Origin of the sequence: Streptomyces sp. NBC_01260, from assembly GCF_036226405.1 — a bacterium.
Taxonomy (GTDB): domain Bacteria; phylum Actinomycetota; class Actinomycetes; order Streptomycetales; family Streptomycetaceae; genus Streptomyces; species Streptomyces laculatispora.
In genome coordinates this window covers 8,510,563-8,526,639 of sequence record NZ_CP108464.1, presented here as the reverse complement: position 1 = coordinate 8,526,639, position 16,077 = coordinate 8,510,563, and the positions used below count along the sequence as shown (strand labels likewise).

At 70.8% G+C, this 16,077-nt stretch carries 12 protein-coding genes; 5 read left to right on the top strand and 7 right to left on the bottom strand.

Features of this window, described 5'->3' with window-relative positions:
- Positions 1–47: 47 nt before the first annotated feature.
- Positions 48–662 carry an XRE family transcriptional regulator gene (locus tag OG322_RS38015; RefSeq protein ID WP_123465359.1) on the bottom strand — a complete coding sequence of 205 codons (615 nt, stop codon included), beginning with the start codon at positions 660–662 and terminating at the stop codon, positions 48–50.
- 157 nt (positions 663–819) lie between these two features.
- Here OG322_RS38015 and OG322_RS38010 point away from each other — a divergent pair, with 157 nt between their 5' ends.
- Both OG322_RS38010 and OG322_RS38005 read left to right on the top strand, forming a co-directional pair.
- Positions 820–2,049 (top strand): benzoate/H(+) symporter BenE family transporter, encoded by a 1,230-nt coding sequence (locus OG322_RS38010; RefSeq protein ID WP_329307566.1) that lies wholly within the window; start codon positions 820–822, stop codon positions 2,047–2,049.
- Between the two features lie 102 nt (positions 2,050–2,151).
- On the top strand, positions 2,152–3,945 hold the full coding sequence (locus OG322_RS38005) for an ABC transporter ATP-binding protein (protein ID WP_329307565.1): 1,794 nt from the start codon (positions 2,152–2,154) through the stop codon (positions 3,943–3,945).
- A gap of 67 nt (positions 3,946–4,012) precedes the next feature.
- Here the strand turns inward: OG322_RS38005 and OG322_RS38000 are convergent, their stop codons facing one another.
- The 3 genes from OG322_RS38000 to OG322_RS37990 form a co-directional block, all read right to left on the bottom strand.
- Positions 4,013–5,719, bottom strand: coding sequence for an urease accessory protein UreH domain-containing protein (locus OG322_RS38000; RefSeq protein ID WP_329307564.1), 1,707 nt, complete (start codon positions 5,717–5,719; stop codon positions 4,013–4,015).
- Entirely contained in the window at positions 5,716–7,056 is a 1,341-nt protein-coding gene (locus tag OG322_RS37995) for a tetratricopeptide repeat protein (RefSeq protein ID WP_329307563.1), read from the bottom strand. Before OG322_RS37995 ends, OG322_RS38000 begins: the two co-directional genes overlap by 4 nt.
- A 111-nt stretch (positions 7,057–7,167) precedes the next feature.
- Complete coding sequence (locus tag OG322_RS37990) at positions 7,168–8,733, bottom strand: DUF4331 domain-containing protein (RefSeq protein ID WP_124285903.1); 1,566 nt, start codon at positions 8,731–8,733, stop codon at positions 7,168–7,170.
- Positions 8,734–9,477: 744 nt separating this feature from the next.
- Between OG322_RS37990 and OG322_RS37985 the strand changes: the two genes are divergently transcribed.
- Positions 9,478–9,786, top strand: a complete 309-nt coding sequence (locus tag OG322_RS37985; protein WP_241200336.1) for an RskA family anti-sigma factor — start codon at positions 9,478–9,480, stop codon at positions 9,784–9,786.
- Between the two features lie 117 nt (positions 9,787–9,903).
- Here the strand turns inward: OG322_RS37985 and OG322_RS37980 are convergent, their stop codons facing one another.
- Positions 9,904–10,554: a fasciclin domain-containing protein gene (locus OG322_RS37980; protein ID WP_123465349.1), complete on the bottom strand. Its 651-nt coding sequence runs from the start codon at positions 10,552–10,554 to the stop codon at positions 9,904–9,906.
- A gap of 734 nt (positions 10,555–11,288) precedes the next feature.
- On the opposite strand from OG322_RS37980, the gene OG322_RS37970 reads away from it, so the two are divergent.
- Positions 11,289–12,413 (top strand): MFS transporter, encoded by a 1,125-nt coding sequence (locus OG322_RS37970; protein ID WP_206432466.1) that lies wholly within the window; start codon positions 11,289–11,291, stop codon positions 12,411–12,413.
- A 31-nt stretch (positions 12,414–12,444) separates the two neighbouring features.
- On the opposite strand, the gene OG322_RS37965 is transcribed toward OG322_RS37970, so the two are convergent.
- Positions 12,445–13,182, bottom strand: coding sequence for an SAM-dependent methyltransferase (locus tag OG322_RS37965; RefSeq protein ID WP_123465347.1), 738 nt, complete (start codon positions 13,180–13,182; stop codon positions 12,445–12,447).
- 132 nt (positions 13,183–13,314) lie between these two features.
- Positions 13,315–14,172, bottom strand: a complete 858-nt coding sequence (locus tag OG322_RS37960) for a class I SAM-dependent methyltransferase (RefSeq protein ID WP_123465346.1) — start codon at positions 14,170–14,172, stop codon at positions 13,315–13,317.
- Positions 14,173–14,585: 413 nt separating this feature from the next.
- Between OG322_RS37960 and OG322_RS37955 the strand changes: the two genes are divergently transcribed.
- Entirely contained in the window at positions 14,586–16,070 is a 1,485-nt protein-coding gene (locus OG322_RS37955; protein ID WP_329307562.1) for an aldehyde dehydrogenase family protein, read from the top strand.
- The last annotated feature ends 7 nt before the right edge of the window (positions 16,071–16,077 follow it).

Below are 16,077 nucleotides of genomic sequence, written 5' to 3'. Positions count from 1 at the left end.
CCGCACCTGTGGGAGCCCCCGTGCGGAGGCACGGGGGCTCCCACAGGTCAGGCCTGTCCGGCAGGGCCGGGCTCCGGGCGCACCCTTCGCTGCCCGGTCCCTCTTCCCCGCCGGGCGGCCGTCGGGTAGCGCACGAAGAGGATGCCGTGCACGTCGGCGTCCGATGCGCTGTAGATGTGGGGCACGTCGGCCCGCCACTGCGCGGAGGCCCCGGGGCCGACCGTCAGGGGGGCGTGCGGCGGGCCGACGACCGCGGTGCCCGTCAGCACCATCAGGCTCTCCCCCGTGCCCGGGACGTGCGCCGCGGACTCCTGGGTGGCGCCCGCGCGGATGGTCACGCGGAACACGTCGGTGACCGCTGCCGCGTCCTCGTGCCGCTCCAGCAGAGTCGCGCTGACGGCGCTGCCCGAAACCCCGGGAAGGCCGGCACCGGAGCCGGAGCCGCCTTCCGGCGCCGGGTCGCTGATCACGGCGCTGAGCGGGTGGCCGAGCGCGGTGGCGAGTGCGTACAGGGTCTCCAGGGTCGGGTTGCGCAGGCCGCTCTCCAGCTCGGAGAGCGTGCCCTTGCCCACCCCGGAGCGCCGGGACAACTCCGAGAGGGACAGATCCTGTTCGTGCCGCAGCGCCCGCAGTCTGCGCCCCAGGTCCTCGTTCAGTCCCACCGGCGTCCACCCACTCCGCATTCCGGGTTGACGGGTGTCAGCCCGCCTCTCTAGTGTTCCATAAACAGAACGTTCAGTATACGGAACATGCTCGTGGTGCGCCGGCTCCTCTGCTGGTCAACGGCGTCCCGCACCGCACAGGGGAAGTGGCTCACTCATGTTCGTGATCGCCCGCATACGCTCGGCCGCGCCTCCCTCGGCCGTGGCCGCCGGACTGATCGCCGTCATGGTCGGGGTCACCAGCTCGGCAGCCCTGGTGTTCACGGCGGCGAAGGCGGCGGGCGCCGACCCGCGCGAGATCTCCTCCTGGATGCTCGCCCTCGGCGTCGGCCTGGCCTGCACCTGCATCGGGCTGTCGCTGCGCTACCGGGCACCTGTCGTCACCGCGTGGTCGACGCCCGGAGCGGCGCTCCTGACGACCGGACTGAGCGGCGTGTCCATGGCCCAGGCGGTCGGTGCGTTCGTCTTCTCCGCGCTGCTCATCTTCCTCAGCGGGGTGACCGGGTGGTTCGGCCGCGTCATGGGCCGGATCCCGGTACCGCTGGCGGCAGCGCTGCTGGCGGGGGTCCTGCTGCGGTTCGGCACGGGTCTGTTCAGCACGATGCACGGCAGCTTCGCGGTCGCCTTCCCGATGTTCGTGCTCTACCTGCTCGGCAGGCGCCTGCTCCCCCGGTACGCCGTGCTGCTGGCCCTCGGCGCGGGGGTGGTGGCCACGGCGTTCACCGGCGGATGGCAGTTGGGCAAGGTCCGGTTCGCCCTGGCCACACCGGTGTTCGTCACCCCGGAGTTCGACTGGAAGGTCCTTGTCAGCGTCGGCGCCCCGCTGTTCGTGGTCACGATGGCATCGCAGAATCTGCCAGGTGTCGCGGCGATCCGCGGCGCCGGCTACGACGTACCGGTGTCCCCGCTGATGACATGGACCGGGGCGGCCAACGCCGTACTGGCACCGTTCGGTGCGTTCGGCCTCAACCTCGCCGCCATCACGGCCGCCATCTGCACGGGCGAGGAGGCACACCCCGACCGCGACCGGCGCTACCTGGCGGCAGTCTGGGCCGGCGTCTTCTACCTCTGTGTCGGCCTGCTCGGCGCGACAGTCGCCACGCTCCTGACCGCGATGCCGCACGCGCTGGTCCTGGCGATCGCCGGAATCGGTCTGCTCGCCACCATCGAGTCATCCCTGTCCACGGCCCTGGCCGACAAGTCGTCGCGGGAGGCGGCTGTCGTGACCTTCCTCGCCACGGCCTCCGGTGTGACGCTCCTGGGGATCGGATCCGCGTTCTGGGGGCTCCTCGCCGGCCTGATCACCAGCGCGATCGCCTCATTGGGACGGACCGGCCGCAAAACCCCCTCACCCGAACCGTCCCCGCGCGAACTCCGCGTCCCGTGAGGCCTGTCGGGCCCGCCTCCCGACAGGTCCGCCGGCACTCCCCCGTCCCGTCCGCGGGACGGGGGTTGCCGCGCACGGCGGAAGCACGGTGGGATGGACTCCATGCAGAAAGCGCTTTCCCCCGTCTCTGCCGAATCCTTGGCACCCTTCGATCACCTGGACCACCGCTACCGCGGTGAGAACCCGGTACGCACCCTCGGCCATCTGTTCCGCCCCGACCGCAGCCGGCTGGCGCTCGCGGCCCTCATCTTCGTCGTGAAGCACAGCCCCGTCTGGCTGCTCCCGCTGATCACCGCCACCGTCCTCGACGTGGTCGTCCAGCACGGGCCAGAGTCCGGGCTGTGGCAGTCCACCGGCGTCCTGCTGTTCATCCTCGTCATCAACTATCCGCTCCACCAGTGGTACGTACGGCTCCTCGGCGGCAGCATCCGCCGGATGGGCACGACCCTGCGCTCCGCGCTGTGCCGCCGGATGCAGCAGCTGTCCATCGGCTACCACGCCCGGGTCAGTTCGAGCGTCCTGCAGGCCAAGGTGGTCCGCGACGTGGAGTCCGTGGAACAGATGATGCAGCAGAGCGCGGACATGGGCCTCGGCGCCGTCGTGACCCTGGTCGGCGGCCTCGTCGTCATCGGCGTGCGCGTGCCCGCGTTCCTGCCCGTCTTCCTCGTCGTGGTGCCCGCGGCCGGATTCCTGGTGATGAAGCTGCGCGCGCGGCTGCGCAGCCACAACGAGTCCTTCCGCCGCGAGGTCGAACAACTCTCCTCCCGGGTCGGCGAGATGACCACGCTCATCCCCATCACCCGCGCCCACGGCCTGGAGCGGACCGCGCTGGGACGGGTCGATGGTTCACTGCGCCAGGTGTTCGCGGCCGGACTGCGTCTGGACACGGTCAACGGCCGGTTCGGGTCACTGGCCTGGGTCATCCTCAACACGCTCGGCGTGCTGTGTCTGACGGGTTCGGCCCTGGTCGCCTATCACGGCTGGATGCCGATCACCCCTGGCGATGTGGTGATGCTCAGCTCCTTCTTCACGGTGCTGACCGGCTCCGTGACCACGCTGCTCGGCCTGGCCCCCGTACTCACCAAGGGCCTGGAGTCGGTGCGTTCGGCGGGTGAGGTACTCCAGGCCCCCGACCTTGAACGCAATGCCGGCAAGGCGCAGGTGGAGCGGGTCACCGGCCGCATCGACTTCGAGGACGTCGGATTCGCCTACGACGACGCGGAGCCGGCGGTCGACGGATTCACCCTCTCCGCGCGGCCGGGAGAGACCATCGCGCTGGTCGGCGCCTCGGGCGCGGGCAAGTCGACCGTCCTCAACCTGCTCATCGGCTTCATCAGGCCCACCTCCGGCCGCATCATGCTCGACGGCACCGATATGGCCGGGCTCGACCTGCGCAGCTACCGGCGCTTCCTGTCGGTGGTGCCGCAGGAGTCGATCCTGTTCGAGGGCAGCGTCCGCGACAACGTGACGTACGGAATGGGCGACACGGACGAGGCCACGCTGATGCGCGCCCTGGAGGACGCCAACGCGCTGGACTTCGTGCGGGATCTGCCGCTCGGCCTGGACACGGTCGTCGGCCAGCGCGGCGCACGGCTCTCGGGCGGGCAGCGGCAGCGGCTCGCGATCGCCAGGGCACTGATCCGCGACCCCCGGGTGCTGGTACTCGACGAGGCGACCTCCGCACTCGACAACCGCTCGGAGGCCCTCGTCCAGGAGGCCCTCTCCCGTCTGGTGCACGGCCGGACCGTCTTCGTCGTCGCCCACCGCCTCTCCACGATCCAGGGCGCGGACCGCATCGTGGCGATGGAGGGCGGCCGGATCGCGGAGGTGGGGACCCACAGCGAACTGCTGGACAGGGGCGGGGTGTACGCGGGACTGCATCCGGCCCGCCCGTGACGCGGCGAGCCGATCCCGTACGCCTCGACCTGAGCCCGGCGGAACCACCGGATCACGCTCGGCCGGCCTACCAGGGGCCCGCCGCTGCCCTCAGGGTCAGGAGCGCGCCGACGGCCAGCACGAGCGCGGCGGACGCGGCCGGACCGATCCCCGCGAGCCGGGCGAACGGAGCGCGCAGACGAACGTACTTGTCCGCACGCGCCTCGAACCTGTCCCGCAGCCGCACCAGCAGCAGGCCCGCGAGGGTGAGCGTCGCGGCCATTCCCAGGCCGTAGCCGACAACGAGCAGCACACCGAAGGCGGTTCGCCCGAGGGCGACCGCGCCGAGCAGGACGACCAGGGCGGAGGGGCTGGGAACGAGGCCTCCCGCGACCCCCATCCCGATCAGGCCGGTGCGTGACTTTCTGGTCCGGGCTGGGCCGCCGGCCCGCTCCCCCGGCTGGGGGGTGTGGCTGTGGCTGTGGCTGTGGCTGTGGCTGTGGCTGTGAGTACGCTCCCTGGCCGGGGCGAGGACCGTACCGCTCTGCTCGGCCACCAGCGGTTGCGGCCGGCGCCGCCTCGGCACGAACCGTGCCGGGGCGGGCGGGCCGACCGGGAACGCCGTCTCCGAAGCGTGATCGTGGTCGTGGTGGTGCTCATGGCCCTCCGAATCGGACGCCGGGTCGTCATCGTGACCGTGTCCGTGTCCGTGACCGTGACCGTGACCGTGAACCGGTCGTTTCGTCAGTGCGGCACGCAGGAGCCACAGACCGATCCCGGTGACCATCAGCCCGCTGATGAGGCCGAGCCAGGTCAGGACGGTCTCACCGGCCAGCGAGGTCGCCAGCGGCAGGGCGAGACCGAGCGCCAGCACCCCTGCGGTGTGGGTGAAGGTGACGGTGACTCCGACGGTGACGGCGTCCCGCGGAGTACCGCGGCGGCCTGCCAGATACGCGGCCATGATCGTCTTTCCGTGGCCGGGAAGAGCGGCGTGCGAGGCGCCGAGCACGAGGGAGAGCAGCAGGGCCAGGAGTCCTGCGGGGATGGTCAGTTCGCGTCGCCCCACAAGTCCGTCGAAGACTCCGGAAACCTTGTCCAACACCGCGGTGACCGGGCCCGCGCCCGGCAGGACCGTACGCGGGGCGGCGGCGGAGCGGCCTTCGCCGGGTTCGGTGCGCAGCCGGGCCGACCGCTGGTCCAGCGGTGTGGCCAGCGGGTCCTTGGGATAGTGGCGTAGTTCGCCGGTGGGCGAGGTGGTGGGCAGCGTCGACCGGGTGAGTGTGACGCCCTGTCCGCGTGCGGTCATCTCCTGCCAGCCGACACGCCGTTCGTCGTACTCCGTGCGCACGTCGATGTCCGCCGCGGCGTCCAGGTCCGCACGGGCGCTGAGGGTGCAGCTGAGCCTGCTGGTCCGCAGACCGGCTTCGCCCGGCTGGAAGGTGAACGTGCTGCTCGCGGTCTTCCAGCGCACCGGTGTGCCCGCGATGTCCAGGCGCAGCTGCCGGGTGAGCACGGCGCAGTCGGCGGCGGCGAAGGACCGCGCTTCGGCAGCGTCGACCGCGCCGCTGTGGTCCCGGTCGGCACGCGGGCGTTCCTGTGCGGTGGCGATCTCCGCACGGTCCACCACGATCAGCGCGTCGACGCCGTCCTTCCGGAAGGTGAGTCCGGTGTGGTGATTGACCGTGAAGTTGCCCAGGGGGTGTGCGTGCGCCGTGGTGGCGAGGCCTGCCAGGAGCACGGTCAGCGTTCCCGTGAGGGTCAGCGAGGCGAGGACGCGCGGGGGCTTTCGGTTCATCGGGCGGCTTCGATTCTGCTGAGCGCGGTGCGCGCCCTGGGGGCGTCCACCGGATGGAAGTGGGGATCGGTGTCCAGGGCCCGGCGGAGGTCCGCGCGAGCGGCCAGGGTCCGGCCGAGCGCCTGGTTGATCAGCGCCCGGTGATAGTGGAACGGTGCGCTCACGGTGCCCAGTGCCAGTGCGAGGCCGGCCTGCTCGACCGCCTCGGTGTCGCGTCCGGCCCGGTGCAGGGCCCAGGCGTACGCGTCGTGGACCGCGATGAAGGACCGCTGGCGCAGTGCGGCGCGCCCCATCTCGACCGCGGTCTCCGGGTTGCCGTGATCGGCCTCGAAGAGGACGGCGTCCGCGTCCGGCGCCCCGCCGCTCGCCCTCCGCAGCGTCTCCTGCGCCCTGAGTACGTCGTACTGCTCCTCGGCCTCCTCCCGGTGTCCGAGTGACCGCTGGAGGTCGCCGAGGCCGAGGAGGTACTGCGGCAGGGGTGCGGCGGCGACGGCTGCGGTGAAGTCGGTGACGGCTTGCCGGGGGTGGCCGAGTGCGGTGTGGGCGCGTGCGCGGGCCTCCAGCAGGGCGGCGTCGCCGGGCAGTGCGGCGAGTCCGGTGCCGGCCAGCTTCAGGGCGGTGTGCGGATCTCCGGTCTCCAGGGCGAGCGTGGCGAGGTGGGTCAGGGCGAACGCCTTCTCGGCCGGAGTCCCGGCCGCCTGGAGGGACTTGTTCATCAGTTCGCGCGCCCGCGCGGTGTCGCCCCGGAGTTCCCAGCAGTACGAGGCGCGCGCGAGGGCGCTGCTGTCGGGTCTGAGGTCGGTCATGCGCTGGACCGCCGCGTAGGAGTCCTCGTAGCGGCCGAGCTGGGTGAGTGCGTCGGCCAGGACGCCTTGGGCGGGTGCGCTGTAGGGGTTGGCTGAGGTGGCCCGCCGCGCCCAGGTCAGGGCCTCGGCGAAGTGGTGGCGGGCGGATTCCAGGGCGCCCATCCCGGTCTCCGCCGCGAAGTTGCCGGCCGGCCGCAGGGCGAGGGACTTGCGCAGGGCGGTCCGGGCCCGGTTGTAGGTGGCCGCGTCCGCCGTGCTGCGGGCCTGTTGTACGTAGGCCATGCCGAGGGACGACCAGCCGTCGGGGTCGGCGGGCAGTTTGCGTACGCGGGTCCGCAGGGCTTCGGCCGGGTCCGTGCTGCGGGGTGCCTCCGGGCCGGAGGCGACCGTGGGCGCCTGCTGGGGAGCCAGGCCCAGTGCCCCGACCGTGAACAGGGCGCCCCCCAGGGCGAGCGTGACCGCCGTGCTGCGCAGTCGTCGTCTGCCGCCGCGGGCGGGGGACGCGGGGAGTTGGTCGGTCGGGGCTGGCACTGGTTCTCCCGGTGGTGTGGGACGGGCTGATGCAAAGGCGGTGTCCGGACCGGCAGGACCGGCCCGGACACCGGTGTGACCCGGGGGCACCCCTGGAGCAGGGGCGGCCGGTCAGCTCGTGGCGCGGCGCCGGCGCAGGCGCAGTCCTCCGACACCCAGCAGGGCGACGCCCGCGGTGCCGATCGCGGCGGCGTGCGACGGCGTCATCGCCGACTGCCGGGCTCCACCGGACGGGCCGCTGTTGACGCTCTTGGTGTGCGGGAGCGCCAGGTACGGGAAGCGGGTGCCGAAGGGCACCTCATTGGCGTCGACCTTGTCGCCGGCCGCGAGCGCGGGGACGAGCTTGCCGGTCTGGGCGGCTCCTTCGACCGCCTGGAGGGAGATGTCGATGACGTCGTCGGCAAGCCGGCGGCCGTTCGGGAAGCCGGCCAGGTCGCCGGCGAGGACACCGAGCCTGTTGGGCTTCGCGGTGGGCGGTACGGCCATGTTCAGCCGCAGTTCCTCGGCCGGGACGATCTTCCGGAGCGAGGCGTCCTTGTTCAGCCGGTGCGCGTTCAGATCGGCCTTGACCGGTCCGCAGGCCTTGCAGATACCGGTGAGGTAGATCTCCGCCAGGTCCTTGCGCGGGGGCTTCGGTGCCGGTACGCCGTACACCTTCTGAATCAGCTTCGGCAGGATCGGGTCCAGCACCTTGTCCACGACCGGCTGGACGGTCCGGTCCTGGCTGGGGTTGAGGGTGTTGAAGGCGTCCTTGTACTTGAGCGGTACGACGACCTCGTTGACGAGCGGGTTGCCGAGGCGGGAGACCTGCTTCCACCCGGTGTCGGCGCTCGCGGTCCGGGAGTCCGTTACCTGGACGCCGCGGCGCTCGGTGGTCGACCAGATCCCGACGACCGGGTTCCGGGTGGCGTTGCCCCGCAGCGCCAGGTCCTTCTTGGGGATCTGGAGTGCGACCGAGTTGACGTTGTACCCGGCGAGGGTGTCCTGCCCGCGCTCGCTGAGGTCCCCGCCGTAGAGCAGGTCGAAGACACGCAGATCGGCGAAGAACGGGTCCTCCGCCTGTCCGGCGAACGCCTTGCCGCCGCCCGGGGCGTTGCGTACCGCCTGCGCGCGCAGGGTGGCGTAGTCCGGCATGGACGCCTTGCCGACGTTCGACGGCGCCACGGGGGCCCCGCGCAGCACCGTTGAGGTGCCGCGGGAGGTGGTCACCGTGAGGTCGTAGACCTGACGGATGTTGAGGTCCGGGTCATTGAGCGAGGTGACCGGCCCCGTGTTGTAGAGGAACTGGCCGCCCGCGTCCCGGGTCAGAGTGCGAAAGCGCCAGCTGTACGTGACGTCGGCGTTGCCGTCGCCGGTGTTGTCGATCTTGATGTTGTAGCGCGCGTCGTCGGCGAACTGGTAGAAGTTCGGGCCCCCGTTGGGCTCCTCGAACGGAATCCAGTTGGCGGCGAGCGTCACCGTGTCGGGGCGGTCGGGGCTGGTGAACGCGTACACATCGGTGTTGTCCGCCCGCGGGTCACCGGCGATCAGCGGAGCCTCGCGGTGGCTGGAGGCCGCGCTGATTCCGGGTGCGAGCGTGAGGATGCCGAGCCCGGTGGCCAGCGCACCGGCACCGAGGACGACGAGGGAGTGGTCGAGGACGCGCCGGCTGCGCGGCCTCGGAGTGGGGGACGTCAAGACTGGTCCTCTCGACAACGGATCACCGCAGCACCGCCTGGCCGGGGCTCAGGAGCGGATACGGAGCGATCCATGGGGTGGGTGGAACGGGCCGACGATCCCGTGCACGAAATGAATTCCGCACGGCTTTCACGCGGGGCGAGGCCCTCGCCGACCGTCGGAGCGACAGCGAATCACATTTCTCCGGCATGGATTCACGAATCCACCGGAAGGGTTTTCGACAGCATGTTCCCCCCTCGGGCATAACCGCAGATGAACGCGCGAATGCGACCACCCGGGGCCACGGCAATCAAACGAGGAACACGGAGCCCCGTGTAGACCAAAAGCGTCATTCGCCGCTTATTGCGAGCCTTTTGCACTAAGCGGCCGCCATTCATTCGGCGCGACAGTACGTACGTTCACCCGAGCGGCCCGTCGCGGAGTCCGTAAATCACCTGAACGCCAAGGAGTTACGGAAAACCTTCACCGATTCCCTCCCGGAGGCAATCCGCGACCGGTTCGGCTACGAATCACCCGAGACCTGCCGGACAGACGGTTCCCGCGGTAGCTCCAGAAAGGAATTCGAACAGAGAGAACTTCTTTTCCGCTCACGCCTATCCGGCGATCGAGTATTCGGGGTGACCGAAAAGTCGATGCCACGGTTTCGCATACCCATTTTCATTGCTGCCCGACACCCGGATATCGGGTCCGCACACGGAATCACCGGACCCGATAAACACCCGCCCGTAAACACAGGAGAAATTGGTGTCTGACGTTCATATGCTGACAGGTGCGTATGCACTGGATGCGCTGCAGGGGCGGGAGCGCGCAGCCGTCGAGGCGCACTGCGCGGGATGTCCCGCATGCCTCCGCGAATGCGAGGAGTTCCGGGCGACCGCTGCCCGTCTGGGGATCGCGTCGGCGACGACTCCGCCCGCGGCCCTGAAGGGACGCGTACTCGACATCGTCCGCGCCACGCCCCGGCAGCCGGTGTGGCGGCGGCGGATGAGCGGCCTGGGGTGGCGGCTTCGCCGTCGCGCGGCCGTGCGGCTGCCGCGCCGCGCGCTGCGGTGACCGGGTGCGGGCAAACGCTGCCGGGGTCCTCGCACGGGAGAGCCCCGCTGCGGGCCCGGACCGGGGGGCTGATTCCGGCCGGTCCGCAGCGGGGCGGCTATCTGGCTTCGCCCGTGGCTACTTGGGCATCAGGACCGTGTCGATGATGTACACGGTGGCGTTGGCCGTGGGCACGTTGCCGCACACCACACTGGCGGTGTCGTTGACCTTGTAGGACTCACCGGAACCGGCGGTGGTGAGCTTGGACTTCTCCAGCGTGTCGAAGCTGCCGTTCTCCAGCTGCTTCGGAGTGAGCTTCTGCCCCACGACGTGGTAGGTGAGGATCTTGGTGAGAGTCGCCTTGTCGCTCAGGACCTTGTCCAGGTCGGCCTTCGGGATCTTCGCGAAGGCCTCGTTGGTGGGCGCGAACACGGTGATGTTCTTGGCGTTGTTGAGCGTGTCGACCAGGCCGGCCTTCTTGACCGCGGTCACCAGGGTGGACAGGTCCGGGTTGTTGGAAGCAGCCGTGGCAACCGGGTCCTTGGACATGCCGTCGAAGCTGCCGGCGCCTTCCTTCGGGACACCCGCACAGGCCGGACCGAACGGCTTGTCCATCGAGGCGGAGTCGGCCGTGGCCGGGTCCGAAGCCTCCGGAGCGGCGGCAGCCGCGCTGGACTTGCTGTCCGACGCCTTGTCGGAGCTGTCGTCCGAGCACGCGGTCAGCGCCAGAGGAAGCACGGCGGCCGCGGCCACGGCAACGGCTGCGCGACGGTAGCGAAGGGCGTTCATGGTGTTCTCCTTGAGGGAATGCGGGGAGGGGGACAGAGGTCGCAGCCGGCGGCTGCGTCTGCGACGGGTGCCGGGCGGTGGCCGGTCACGACGACCGAGTGCCAACCGCGCGCACTGTCGAGTGGGGTTCTGACGTGTTTCCGGTCCGGACCGCACCGGCTCGGCCGGTGGCTCGGTCAGCGGCAGCGGTCCGGCCGACCGCCGCACCGCCCACTGCGGTCACCGGAGCGACCTGGGGCCGTACGGCAGCCGATGCGGGCTCGGCGACCGTGAGCGCGGCGGAACCGGCGCTCAGGCCGCTCGGCGCGGCCGGCACGTTACGGATCGAGGTGGTCCGGGAGATCGTCACGCAGCTGGTTCGGTGCCGACCGCTCGGCGGATTGGTCATTCACTCGATCAGGAGAAGTTTTCCGGAAACACAGACAGGAAGGGGCGATGCGGGTATATGAGTCGTCGCCTCTGCGGCGTCCAGGCCCGCGCAGGCGCTTCCGCTGCTCCGCGAGGCAGCCCGGCGCCGGTCCACCTCTGCTTCAGGAACCCCCGCGCGGCCCCTTCGAGGTCCGCCCCGCGGACCGGGGCGAGCGGCCGAGTCGCACGCGTCCTCGCGCCGAACGCCGCCTCGCCGGGCGGCCGATCATAGGGTGACATACGTGATCGTTCGTGAGCATGCACTGAACACACGTGGTGATCGGCGACCGGGCTATCCGGCTGCGGCGGTGGTGTTCGCCATCGGGATGGCCGGCACCACCCTGCCCACGCCGTTGTACGGGCTCTACCAGAAGCAGATCGGCTTCTCCGAGCTGATGGTGACCGTCGTCTTCGCCGTCTACGCCGTCGCGGTCATCACCGTGCTGCTGGTGGTGGGCAATTACTCGGACAAGGTCGGCCGCAGACCCGTGCTTCTGTGCGCCATGGCCCTGTCGGCCGCGAGTGCCGGATGCTTCCTCCTGGAGGGCGGTCTGCCGCTGCTCTTCGCGGGACGACTGCTGTCCGGCTGCGCGGCGGGGCTGCTGAGCGGCGCGGCGACGGCGGCGGTCATCGAACTGGCCGGGCCCGCGCAGAAGGCGCGGGCCGGGTTCGCCGCCACGGCCGCGAACATGGGGGGTCTGGGCTGCGGGCCGTTGCTGTCCGGACTCCTCGCGCAGTACACGCCCTGGCCGTTGACACTGCCCTTCTGGGTCCATCTCGGACTGGTGACCGTGGCATCCGGGATCACCTGGTTCCTGCCGGAGACCGTGGCGGAGCCGAAGCGGTGGCCGCGTCCGACGCCGCAGGGGGTGGCGGTGCCGCCCGGGGTGAGGAGCGTGTTCCTGCCCGCCTCGCTGGCGGCCTTCGCCGGATTCGCACTGCTCGGGCTGTTCACGGCGGTCGCGCCGAGCTTCGCCGCGAAGACGCTGGGCGTGCACAACGTGGCCGTCACCGGGGCCGTGGTGTTCTCCGTGTTCCTGGCTTCGACGTTCGGGCAGTCCCTGACGCAACGTATCGGCGCACGCCGCGCGCTCCCGGTCGGTTGCGGCATCCTCATCGCAGGCCTGCTGTTGGTGGCATCGTCGCTGGTCGCCGAATCCCTGCTCCTGCTGGTCCTGGGAGCGCTGTGCGGTGGCACCGGCCAGGGCCTCGCCTTCCGCGCGGCACTCACCCTGATCAGCGGTGCGGCCCCGGCCGAGCACCGCGGCGGCACCATTTCGGCCTTCTTCGTCGTCGCGTACACCGGGATCTCGGTACCGGTGGTGGGGGTCGGCGCCATCGCCACCCGGCTCGGGCTGCGCGACGCCGGACTCGTCTTCACGGGCTGCGTGTTGCTGCTGGCGGCCGGAGCGGGGACGTACGCCGCACTCAGGCCGCCGCCGGGGGCGTGACCGCCAGGCGGGACGGTCACCGTCACGAACCTCAGTCGGAGGTCCGGCGCAGGACCAGGCTGACGAAGCCCCAGGTGTCGCGGTAGCCGCGCAGCCATTCGGTGCGGCGGGTGGCGGACAGGGCGAGCGCCTCCGGGCCGTCCGGGTGGGCGGGGTGGTCCAGTGCCCAGTCGGCCAGGGTCCCCCAGCAGGCCCATTCGTAGTCGTCCAGCTCCTGGCGCGTACTGACGTGGCCGTGGACAGGCGTCCAGCCGTCGGCCATGACCCGGTCCACGGTCGTCGCCAGGTCGGCGAAGTCACCGAGCATCTCGATGGCCTCCTGGGAGGGCTCGCGGTCCCAGAACCCGTCACCGACCAGGACACGCCCGCCCGGAGCCAGGTACTCGCGTGCCGCCGCGAGGGTGGGGAGCAGCCCGCCGAAAGCATGAGCGGCCCCGAAGCTCAGTACCAGGTCGAACGCGTGCGGGGAGACGAATTCGGCAGCCGGCCGGTGGTGCAGGACCAGGCGGTCCCGCACCCCGAGCCCGGTGGCACGCGTACGGGCATCCGCCAGGGCGACTTCGGAGATGTCGACGCCCTCGGCCCGCAGGTCCGGCCGGGAGGACAGCGCACGCAGCAGCCACTCCCCGCCGCCGCAGCCGAGGTCGAGTACGCGCTCGTCGCCGCGCGAGATGCCGTGGTCCAGCAGTTGACGTACCGAGTCGTCGTTGAGCGGGGACTTGATCGGGTGGTGGGTATGCGCGATTCTGGAGATCTCTTCTCGGTCCACCGGCGCATCGTGACAGCACCGAAGACCACATGCATCTGCTTTTCCGACCGGTGCACGACAACGGCATCAGGGTTCGGCAGGGCCGGGTTCGCCAGATCCCCCCCACATTCCGTGGCAGTGGCGGAGCGGGCTTCAGGTGGTGGCGACCAGCAGATCCTCTCCGCTCGACGGGCGAAGACCGTCGGTCCGACCGGCGAAATAGCGGTGGGCCAGTTCGGTGCCCGACACGTGCTGGGCGTCCTCGAAACCGGCGGCGCGGGCCAGTGCGAGCATCTCCTGCGGGGTGTAGAAGCTGATGAAGGGCGTTCCGGATGCCCGTGCCCGCGGCTTGGTCGCCTCCAGTCCGGCGCGATCGGCGTCATCGACGAGTTCGGCAGGCAGCATGAACGTCATGGCGAGCGTCGAACCGGGGGCCAGCCCGGCGAGCCGGCGCAGGGTCGCCGCGATGGTCTCCTTGGTGAGGTACACCGTGACGCCGGCGCAGACGACGAGCGCCGGCCGGCCGGTGTCGAAGCCGGCGTCCGACAACTGCTGCCACCAGTCCCCGCCCGCCTCGAAGTCGACCGGCACCAGTCGCAGCCGGTCCGGGATCCCGTAGCCGAGCTCGATCAGCCGCCGGCGCTTCCAGGCCTGGGTGGCCGGCTGGTCGATCTCGAAGATCCGCAGCCGGGAGGCGGTCTCCGGCCGGCGCTGGGCGAAGGTGTCCAGCCCGGCCCCCAGGATGACGTACTGGTCGATGCCGTGGCCGACCTGCTCGGCAACCAGGTCCTCGACGAAACGGGCGCGGGCCACGGTGGAGGCCCGGAACCCGCTGGTGCCGCGCGGGTCCATGTCCTGGCGGCTCCGCCACTCCTCGTCGGGCGCCACCAGGTGCAGGCCGATCTCGTCCTCGAACAGGTGTGGCTCCGCGTCGATCTGGACGTGCATCGCCCGCCAGAGTGCGACCCGTACCGCGGTGCTGTCCGGCACCTCGTACTGCTCGTCCGCCATGGCTGCTTCCACTCCTTACGGTCGGATCCCGGCCGGGGCCCGGAAGCTCCGAGTATGTCCGCCGGGTCACGGACGGTCATCCCAGCGGCTCGGCAGAGCCATCCCCGCGTTACCCAAATGGCTCCATATTCAGACTCTCCAGTTATTTCACCCAGGCAGTACGAGCGTCACCGGAAACAGCCACCACGGGCGAACTGACCGGCGGTTGCTCCATGCTGCGCCGGAGAGGGCCGCGAGACCGTGGTCGCGGCCCCCTCCGAGTTGACCGCGCCCCGCCCTGACGTGCGGATCCCGTGAACCGGGTCACTTCGCGACGATCGCCGCGCATGGCTTCGCCCTTCCGGGGAAGAGGGCCAGACCGCTGGGGTTCACCCGGCGTCAGACGCACGGCCACCGAAAGGGCAGCACACGACGTGTCGGCACAACACACGATCCATGCAGCGGGAGAGTGGCGAGCCGCCGCATCCGGCGCCACGCGCGAGATCCTCGATCCTGTCGACGCGACCGCGTTCGCGGTCGTCTCCGAGGGTGGCACGGTGGACGCGGACGCCGCCGTCGCCGCGGCCCGGACCGCCTTCGACTCGGGACCCTGGCCGCGCACGCCCGTCGCGGAACGCGCCGCACTGCTCAGGCGCGTGGCCGGCCTCCTGGAGCGCGACCGGGAGCGGATCGGCGCGCTGGAGTGCCGTGACGCAGGAAAGACCCTCGAAGAGGGCCGGGTTGACGTCGACTGCGTGCGCGACGCCTTCCGCTACTTCGCCGACCTCGTGATGAACGAGAGCGGCGGGCGGGTCGTCGATGCGGGGTCCGAGGAGATCCACAGTGTCGTGGTGCATGAACCCGTCGGCGTCTGCGGGCTCATCACCCCTTGGAACTACCCGCTGCTCCAGGCCAGTTGGAAGATCGCACCTGCTCTCGCCGCGGGCAACACCTTTGTGATCAAACCGAGTGAGATCACCCCGCTGACCACGGTCGCGCTCATCTCGCTGCTCGCCGAGGCCGGACTGCCGGCCGGTGTGGCCAATATCGTCACGGGTCCGGGCGCCACCGTCGGAGCCCGGCTCGCGGACCACCCCGATGTCGACCTGATCTCCTTCACCGGCGGGCTCGCCAGCGGGACGAAGGTGATGCGGGCCGCCGCCGACACGGTCAAGAAGGTCGCGCTCGAACTCGGAGGCAAGAACCCCAACGTGGTGTTCGCGGACGCCTGCGTCACCGAGGAGGGCTTCGACACCGCCGTCGACCAGGCGCTCAACGCCGCCTTCATCCACAGCGGTCAGGTCTGCTCCGCCGGATCGCGGCTGATCGTCGAGGAGTCGGTGCGCGAGCGGTTCGTCACCGAACTCGCCCGGCGCGCCGAGCGGATCCGGATCGGCCGCGGCACGGACGAGGGTGTCGAGTGCGGTCCGCTCGTCTCCGCTCAACAGCTCGCCAGGACAGAGGAGTTCGTCGCCTCCGCACTGAAGGAGGGTGCGGTGCTGCGGGCGGGCGGCGAACGCCCCGAAGGGTCCGGATACTTCTACCGGCCCACCGTGCTGGACCACTGCGACCGCACCATGCGCGTGGTGCGCGAGGAGGTCTTCGGACCGGTCCTGACCGTCGAGACGTTCCGTACCGAGGACGAGGCCGTGGCCCTGGCCAACGACACGGAGTACGGGCTGGCCGGCGGTGTGTGGACCGCGGACACGGGCCGCGGACGCCGGGTCGCCGCCCGGCTGCGCCACGGCACCGTGTGGATCAACGACTTCCACCCCTACCTGCCGCAGGCCGAGTGGGGCGGCTTCGGCAAGTCCGGCATCGGCCGGGAGCTGGGTCCGACGGGTCTCGCCGAGTACCGCGAGTCCAAGCACATCTACCAGAACCTCGCCCCGCGCCCGGTGCGCTGGTTCGCGGGCTGACGGGAGC

Coding starts and splice junctions, on each gene's coding strand:
- OG322_RS38010 (WP_329307566.1), top strand. CDS start 820: ATGTTCGTGATCGCCCGCATACGCTCGGCCGCGCCTCCCTCGGCCGTG.
- OG322_RS38005 (WP_329307565.1), top strand. CDS start 2,152: ATGCAGAAAGCGCTTTCCCCCGTCTCTGCCGAATCCTTGGCACCCTTC.
- OG322_RS38000 (WP_329307564.1), bottom strand. CDS start 5,719: ATGAACCGAAAGCCCCCGCGCGTCCTCGCCTCGCTGACCCTCACGGGA.
- OG322_RS37980 (WP_123465349.1), bottom strand. CDS start 10,554: ATGAACGCCCTTCGCTACCGTCGCGCAGCCGTTGCCGTGGCCGCGGCC.
- OG322_RS37970 (WP_206432466.1), top strand. CDS start 11,289: ATGGCCGGCACCACCCTGCCCACGCCGTTGTACGGGCTCTACCAGAAG.
- OG322_RS37960 (WP_123465346.1), bottom strand. CDS start 14,172: ATGGCGGACGAGCAGTACGAGGTGCCGGACAGCACCGCGGTACGGGTC.